Annotated in this window: 10 protein-coding genes and 1 pseudogene; 3 read left to right on the forward strand and 8 right to left on the reverse strand. The window is 30.6% G+C overall.

Annotated elements, in window-relative coordinates:
* Positions 1-97: 97 nt before the first annotated feature.
* On the reverse strand, positions 98-742 hold the full coding sequence (locus CN514_RS15290; RefSeq protein ID WP_098233327.1) for a response regulator transcription factor: 645 nt from the start codon (positions 740-742) through the stop codon (positions 98-100).
* Positions 743-914: 172 nt separating this feature from the next.
* Between CN514_RS15290 and CN514_RS15295 the strand changes: the two genes are divergently transcribed.
* The gene (locus CN514_RS15295) at positions 915-1,784 is read left to right on the forward strand and encodes a metallophosphoesterase (RefSeq protein ID WP_098233328.1); all 870 of its coding nucleotides are present in this window, start codon (positions 915-917) and stop codon (positions 1,782-1,784) included.
* Positions 1,785-1,960: 176 nt separating this feature from the next.
* Here the strand turns inward: CN514_RS15295 and CN514_RS15300 are convergent, their stop codons facing one another.
* Positions 1,961-2,191 (reverse strand): hypothetical protein, encoded by a 231-nt coding sequence (locus CN514_RS15300; RefSeq protein WP_098233329.1) that lies wholly within the window; start codon positions 2,189-2,191, stop codon positions 1,961-1,963.
* Between the two features lie 153 nt (positions 2,192-2,344).
* On the opposite strand from CN514_RS15300, the gene CN514_RS15305 reads away from it, so the two are divergent.
* On the forward strand, positions 2,345-2,800 hold the full coding sequence (locus CN514_RS15305) for an FUSC family protein (protein ID WP_098233330.1): 456 nt from the start codon (positions 2,345-2,347) through the stop codon (positions 2,798-2,800).
* 108 nt (positions 2,801-2,908) lie between these two features.
* Here CN514_RS15305 and CN514_RS15310 read toward each other — a convergent pair whose 3' ends face one another.
* From CN514_RS15310 to CN514_RS15320, 3 genes and pseudogenes are all read right to left on the reverse strand, one after another.
* Positions 2,909-3,286, reverse strand: a complete 378-nt coding sequence (locus CN514_RS15310) for a glyoxalase superfamily protein (RefSeq protein WP_286141706.1) — start codon at positions 3,284-3,286, stop codon at positions 2,909-2,911.
* Positions 3,287-3,330: 44 nt separating this feature from the next.
* On the reverse strand, positions 3,331-3,849 hold the full coding sequence (locus tag CN514_RS15315; protein WP_286141707.1) for a nucleotidyltransferase domain-containing protein: 519 nt from the start codon (positions 3,847-3,849) through the stop codon (positions 3,331-3,333).
* A gap of 123 nt (positions 3,850-3,972) precedes the next feature.
* Positions 3,973-4,609: pseudogene (locus CN514_RS15320) on the reverse strand (SulP family inorganic anion transporter).
* A 666-nt stretch (positions 4,610-5,275) separates the two neighbouring features.
* On the opposite strand from CN514_RS15320, the gene CN514_RS15330 reads away from it, so the two are divergent.
* Complete coding sequence (locus CN514_RS15330) at positions 5,276-6,043, forward strand: divergent polysaccharide deacetylase family protein (RefSeq protein WP_098233332.1); 768 nt, start codon at positions 5,276-5,278, stop codon at positions 6,041-6,043.
* 34 nt (positions 6,044-6,077) lie between these two features.
* Here CN514_RS15330 and CN514_RS15335 read toward each other — a convergent pair whose 3' ends face one another.
* From CN514_RS15335 to CN514_RS15345, 3 genes are all read right to left on the reverse strand, one after another.
* Positions 6,078-6,629 carry an AAA family ATPase gene (locus tag CN514_RS15335; protein ID WP_098233333.1) on the reverse strand — a complete coding sequence of 184 codons (552 nt, stop codon included), beginning with the start codon at positions 6,627-6,629 and terminating at the stop codon, positions 6,078-6,080.
* Between the two features lie 181 nt (positions 6,630-6,810).
* Complete coding sequence (locus CN514_RS15340) at positions 6,811-7,182, reverse strand: iron chaperone (protein ID WP_098233334.1); 372 nt, start codon at positions 7,180-7,182, stop codon at positions 6,811-6,813.
* Between the two features lie 162 nt (positions 7,183-7,344).
* A complete protein-coding gene (locus tag CN514_RS15345) occupies positions 7,345-7,620 on the reverse strand; it encodes a DUF4190 domain-containing protein (RefSeq protein WP_286141708.1) in 276 nt (91 codons plus the stop codon).
* Positions 7,621-7,800 lie beyond the last annotated feature (180 nt).

A 7,800-nucleotide genomic window follows, 5' to 3' on the forward strand; every position in this document is an offset into this window, starting at 1 on the left:
TATTTAGGTAATAAATACGAATTGATAATTAGATAAAATATAAAAACAAAAAGAATACATACGGTAATTGTGATCGATATTTTTCTTCCTAATCGATTCATTTTTCTTTTATAAGACTGTATCCTAAACCTCGATGTGTTTGAATAAGGTCTTCTCCTATTTTTTCTCTTAATCTTCTTATATGGGTATCCACCGTTCGATCATCTCCATCGTAATCAATACCCCATACATTCACTAATAAATCCTCACGTGATAAGATATTTCCGCGATTACGAACAAAACAGCTTAATAAATCAATTTCCTTTTTCGTTAAATTTAAATTCCCCTCGTTTTTAAATGCTATTTTACCTTTAAAATCTACTTTTATATTACCAATTACAATATGATGCTCTTCTTTTAGTAATTTTTTAGCTCTAGTAATTAAGATACCCGGATGAAATGGTTTTCGTACATAATCGTCAGCTCCTTGTTTAAGAGCTAGTAATTCGTCCTCATCTTCACTTTTAGCTGTCAACATTAATACTTTTGTATCACCATTTTTCTTTATTTCTTTACACACATTAATTCCACTATTAAAAGGCATCATCCAATCTAAAATAGCTAAATCAATTTTTTCACTATAAAAGATTTCGATAGCTTGTTCTCCGTCTTCCGCTAAGAAAACGTTGTATCCTTCCTTTTTGAAATATGCCTCTAAGATTTTTAACATATCTTTTTCATCATCAGCGATTAGAATATTGATTTTTAATTCCTCCGTTCATTATGTTATTTTGTCACGTTCATGTAACAAAAGGAGCTTAATCTGTTCTAGGGGAGTGAGAACATGAGGATAGTTGAAATTTTAGTCAGTGCTCTATTTATTTTATTTACAATCTTGATTGTATCAATTCATTCATAAAAGGCAGGTTATAGATATGAAAAAAACCATATTTCGAAAGGTAGTTAGAAGATTAATAGTTTTTACGTTGATATTATTAATTTTCCCTATTAGTTTATATCGTTATTCAAAAAGTATTGAACCAAAAATGTTAGATGTAAGTCAAATATCCATCACATCAAATTCTGTTTCAAAACAGATGGAAGGAATGAAGATAGTTCAATTTAGTGATAGTCATCTAGGTGCTCATTATACATTAAAGCAATTAACTAATGTTGTCGATCAAATTAATAAACAAAACCCTGATTTAATTTTCTTTACTGGTGATTTAATTGATAATAGTTCTTTATACAATAATTTAGATCAAATCCCTGTTGTGCTTCAACAATTAAAAGCAAAATATGGTAAATATGCTATTTACGGTAATCATGACGTTGGAGGAGCAGGCAAGAAAATCTCATCATCAGTTTTTATAAAGTCTGGTTTTACAGTTTTAGAAAATGAACAGAAAGAAATCGTCTTAAAAGATCACAGTAAGCTAAATATTATTGGTTTGGATGACTATCTTTTAGGAAGACCAAATCCGGCTGAAGCATTTAATAATATACAAAAAAACTCCTTTAATCTCTTACTAGTCCATGAACCCGATGTGGCAGAACGACTTATAGATTATCCCATAGACTTACAACTCTCTGGCCATAGCCATGGTGGACAAGTTAAACTTCCATTTCACGAAGCAATTTATACTCCGCCATTAGCAACAATTTATACTGAAGGGTTATATAAAATAAATCATCATATTAAACCTATGAACTTATACGTTAATCGAGGTATAGGAACAACAAGGCTTCCGTTTCGATTTTTTAGTGTTCCAGAAATTTCAGTTTTTACTTTATCGAATAAATGAAAAATCCGCAAGGAAATATGAATTCCTTGCGGGTATATAAAAATTATCCTATATTACCAAGTTCACAAAATTTTCGAAAAGTGTATAAGAATATGCTAGGACATTGGACTAAAATCTTTCCAAATTGTTACTGATAATAGTTCATGGGTAATATCATTACTAAACCAAGTTTCATTTCATTCAACTTGGCTTCTTTCAAATCTCGTTCGTTCTTCATAGTCTTCTATACTTCTATATTTAATAAATAAATTGATGTAATAATATTGCTCATCTTCTCTTTGCATAAAATTCATTCCAATATTGGAGGGCTCTGAGTGAAATTTTGGATGTGCAGACTTTTTTAATCTTGATTTAAAATCATCTAAAAACTTCTTTTCAAACTTATATTCAAATAAGAAGGTTATCATTGTTTCAACCCATTTCTATTATTTGTTGTTGTCTATTAGCTAAACACTAATATAAGTATTCAATTTCTTATTTATTCTTATCAACAACTTATACATAATAGCTTTAATTTGAGAGGATAATATAAAAATTAGAAATTTCTATAAGAGGTGCTTATGGAAGAAACAAAATCACTGAACTCATCTGAAAATATAACTAGTCTTATCTGGAAATTATCAATTGGTTCTACATTAGCATGGGAAATCTCAAAATTTTTTGGTTCCTCACATCCCTATTTAGGTCCAGTTTCTCTTATCCTTACTGTTCAATCGACAATTGACAAAACAATTAGTTTATCAATCAAGCGAGTAATTGGAACAATGATTGGAATTGGTATTACTGTAATAATTGCGAGTTATCTGAAAGTCACTGGATGGAACTTAGGACTTTTAATTTTAATTGGTACATATATTGCTAAATATTTAAAATTAGACAAAAAAGTACTTCACCAGGTCGCTCTTACAATTCTATTTGTCTTTGCATTTGAACACCAATCAAAGGATTATGCGATGGATCGAATGAGGGATACACTTGTAGGTGTTTTGACCGCTATAGTACATATACTAAGCTGATTTGTTCATTTTTTAGTTTTTAGGAGGATTAATTTAAAATGCTACCTAATTCAATCCTCTTTAATCTTTAGGTTATTCATTATGATACTTTACAATAAAACTTCAGTCTTACATGTTCTCATAAAAGACAATTCTATTACCAAATGGATCTCCAACCCGGACCTCTCGTGTTTTCCAAGGAGTTTCTTCGATGCCAGGGCGAGCATATTTATATTTCTTTGACAGCAACTTTGAATGAAGTAACTCTAAATTTTCTACCTCAATTCTAATAGCTGCACCTGGACTACAGTCTCCATGGTGTTCAGAAAGATGAATTACACAATCGCTATAAGAAATTTGCATATATAAAGGAAAATCATCTTCAAATCGATGCTCCCAATCGATCTCAAATTCTAAAAATGTTATGTAAAATTCTTTTGCCTTATCTTCATCAAACATACGTAGTATAGGTGTTGGACTTTTCATTGAAATTTTAGATATGCTCACTTCTTTTCTCTCCTTTTCTTTAAACTACTACCTATTAATTTCAATTAGTTTATTTGATCAATAATTCCTTCAATTACTTTCATACTCTCAATGTCCTTTGGACGAAGCTTACGTCCCGTACCTTTTTCATATACCTTTTTTTCTTCAAGTAACTGGTATGGGTTTAGGACATTCATTGATATACCTTTTAAATGATATTTTTGAATTGACAAAGCATCTTTTCTCCATTCCCAGTTTGGAAAACCATTTGCTATGATTTTACCTTTATCTGTTATTCTAACAAATACAAAACTCACATCGACCTCATCTTTTATGAAATCTGTTTGAAGCATACTAACCGGGATTTTCTTAAAACCAGCATTAACCATTGCCCCTTCTAACTCCTCCCGAAATTGAATTAAAGTGACTAAATCAATATCCGAGTGTTCGCGGGTCACTTTACCAAGAAGAAAATCAATTGCCCACCCTCCTCGTAGCCAGAGATGGAATGTTAGATTTAAACAAATTGTGTTTATTTCATTGAGGATCTTTAACTGTTTCTCTACTAAATTGTTATTGCCCAAATTAACCACGCCCTTTTTACATCTATTTATTTGTTTCTATCTTGTATGTATTGACACCTGCTTCAACTTAAAATTAACAAATCCCTAATTAAAAAAGCTTCTTCAAAACGAAGAAGCCTTTACTTAATGTCCAATATTTTCGTTTATACCGTTTGGTTTATTAAATACAGCTATTGAATCAACAATTGATTTGCTTGCTGCATTTAAACCAATGATAGTTGTTTTTATATCATTTTCATGAAATTTAATCACAATTTCATCAATGGCTGATACACCAGATTCGTCCCATATATGAGCTTTTGATAAATCAACCTCGACAGTTTTTACTTCATCTTTGAAATTAAAATCTTCAACAAAATCTGTGACAGAAGCAAAGAACAGTTGACCTTCTACTTTATAAACTCGCTTATTTCCTTCAAGTTGAGAAGTTACTTTTACTTTTGAGATTTTCGCTGCAAAGAATACAGCACTTAATATAATTCCAATAATAACACCAATGGCTAAATTATGTGTAGATACAACCGCTCCAACCGTTATAACCATATCTGCCAGTTGCAGCTGAAATCATTCCTGGACGACCTCCAACAAACGAAATAACGACAGCAATGCAGAAAGAAGCATATAAACCAATCATTGGATCGACACCTGCAATAATCGAAAACCCAATTGCTTCAGGAATTAGCGCTAAAGCAACAACTATCCCCGCTAATATATCAGTCCTAATATTAGAAAACCATTCATTTTTTATTTTTTCAATCAAGTATCTTCCACCTCAACTTACATAAAATTTACGATTGTTCACTAAAAAATAGTTTATCATCACCCTTCCCAAAAAGGAGACCTTTTTTGGGAATATTATATGATATGATAATGTAAACCCCTTAACAGTTATCTGTATTCGATTTATATAACCTATTTCTATTCATTTTATCTTCCTCTTTTTGTTTATGAGACTATCGGTCCATGTTGACCTTATTTATCAACTTCTTCACATTCTCAGTTGGACTCCAGCAATTAAACTGATAGTTCGTCATTGTTTCAAATCCCAATCTACTACAATAATATTTCATACCTTTTACTCGTTTCTCTGCTTTAAAATGTTGGCACGTTTTCGCAGCAATGAAAATCTTTCATATAACCTCCTAAGATGAAAACAAAACTTTAACTTAATTACATTCTCCAACAGAATTAAAGTTCCTTTTTATAAAGGTAAATCTAGAATTAAAATAAACAAGTGTGAAACAATAGGCTACTCATACTACATTCAACTAATTAATTTAAATTGAGTTTTTTAAAAATAGAGCATAAAATCACATTTACTTGTTGTAATTGAACATTTTAGTTACTTTTCAATTTTTACGGTTATTTTCTATATAATCACAGAAAATAGTAGAGCATAGTAATTAATGGAAAAGGAGATTTACCGATGAAGCTTTGGATTACTTCTATTTTCTCTATATTAGTAGCGCTATCTACTACCTGCTCTTCAGTATTTGCTGAGCCTAATCATAAGCTTGCTATAGTGATTGACGATTTTGGTAATAACATGAAAGGAACGGACCAAATGCTTTCACTACCGATCCCATTAACAGTTGCAGTGATGCCTTTTTTACCTTCTACTAAAAAGGATGCAACTGTCGCACACTCTAAAGGCTATGAAGTAATAGTTCATTTACCAATGGAACCAAGGAAAGGGAAAGCAAGTTGGTTAGGTCCAAATGCGATTAAAACCAACTTAAGTGATGACGAAATTCGCAGAAGAGTTCTAGCCGCTATTGATGATGTCCCATACGCAATAGGAATAAATAATCATATGGGTTCAAAAGCAACTTCCGATGAGAGAGTAATGCGCATTGTCTTAAATGCGTGTAAAGAAAGGGGCCTATTTTTTTTCGATAGTAAAACGAATTATCGAAGCGTAGTTACTAAAATTGCAGGTGAGATAGGCGTGCCAGTCATTGAAAACAAGTTATTTTTCGATGATATATACACCTATAAACACATAGAAAAGCAAACTCGATTACTATTAGAAAAAGTAAGAGTCGAACCAACTATGATTGCGATTGGACATGTAGGAGAACCAGGAGAAATTACCTCAAATGTAATAAAGGAATACATACCTAAAATTAAAGAAGAAGCTAAATTTGTATTTTTATCAGAATTAGTAGAAAATCTGCCAATCCCATTACATTAAGAATTTGCTTCTATATACCAAAAATTAGGAACCGCTATTTTGCGATTCCTATATTTTTTGATCTGTGTTCGTTAAAATAATCTTCAACCTCATTTATATTATTAACGACCAATATTTTATTATTGTAATCTTTAAATTTTTTAAAAAATATTGGTTTCCCCACCTCTTCAAAATACTTATTCCATTTAAACATTTTGAAGAATATTTTAAGTGTCGGTTTATAATTTGACTTCTCTAATTTAAGTTTTTGCAAGAGAAATCTTTTAATAATTCGGTAGGTTCTAACAGAATAGTTGGTATCTAAAAAAATAATCAACTCTGCATTTTGAAAACTATTACCTACCCATTCTTCATTATGGACACCTTCAATAATCCATGTATCTGAACGAATGAGTGTATCTAAATAGCATTCTCTTTCTTGTTCGGAACGCCTGATATCTTTTTGACCCTTTTGCCTTTTCCATACAACATTATCTAACTCAAAATAAGGTATATTTAGCTTTTTGGACATCTGCCTTGCTAAGGTCGTCTTACCACTTCCAACTGAACCAATGATATGTATTTTCTTTGGTATGCTATTTTTCACTTAAATCACCACTTATCTTAAAACATTGATTCTATATTATTCGATTTAGTCCTTAAAATGACCTTGTTACTACTTTAATGTTTCTGAATAAAAAATAGGAACTCTTCTAGGCAGCTCCTATTTTTTTATCGTTCTACTATTAAATTTAATCATTACCAACTAGTTTAAGAAATAAGTAACATTATTTACGCCAAAAAGTCGTATATTCTGCTTTATCTTGAATATTGAACTCAATCATTTTCTCAAGTAATTCATAATTAACCGGGACTTGCCAAGGAATACGAAACAAACCTTTTGTTGCACTATAGCCAGCATTTGCAATTTCATCGGCAAATTGAACAATACCTTTTTCTTCAGGTGATACGCTCATATGTTGCTTCGCGGTCGAAATACCAATGATGAATGTGCCATGATTGGAAAACATCGGCGTATTCCACTTAATTTGTTGCTCTAGGCTAGGAAATTTATTCGAAATCCAATCCAAAATTTCAGCAGTCCGCTCACGGTGGTCTGGATGATCAATACCTGCTAAATATTCTTCAAAAACTACCATGTCCGTACCTCCTTAATCAAAAATTATGTAGATATGTAAGGCTTTAATTTAAACTATATACATTTCAATCTAAACAGTCAAAATCGTTTAATGTTTTATCAAAATTAAAAACTATTTCTCTACTTTTTTTCATTCGAAAACCTTTATTTTATTATGTCCTCATTAAAAAGTCATATTATCATTCATTGAAAAAAAAGTAATAATTCCTAAAACTAAAATGATAATCAAAATTGTCTGTATGCATATTCCAAAAATACTGCAAACCCTTCCGGAAATTGCAAAACCTTTCCCTTTTTCATTCGTGCGATTAATTTCGGCAATACTTTTTCGAGAAATAAATAGACCTATTATACCAAGTATAAAGCCAATATAAGGAATGATGATTGATAAAACCCCTAAAGTTAATGAAGATATAGATTTACTATTTGTTGTTACCACTAGGCTTTCCCCCATAAAAAAATAAAATTTAATATAAATAATAAAATTTTAATTCTAAAACAATATATAATTACCAACTTATTATTTATAATTTTATTATAATATTACACTAACAACTTCTTTTTGTAATTTGGGTTAATTCCGACGTTTCTTTATAAAAATTATTAATAAATTTTAATT

It is taken from the genome of Bacillus sp. AFS001701, assembly GCF_002559405.1.
Classification (GTDB): domain Bacteria; phylum Bacillota; class Bacilli; order Bacillales; family Bacillaceae_G; genus Gottfriedia.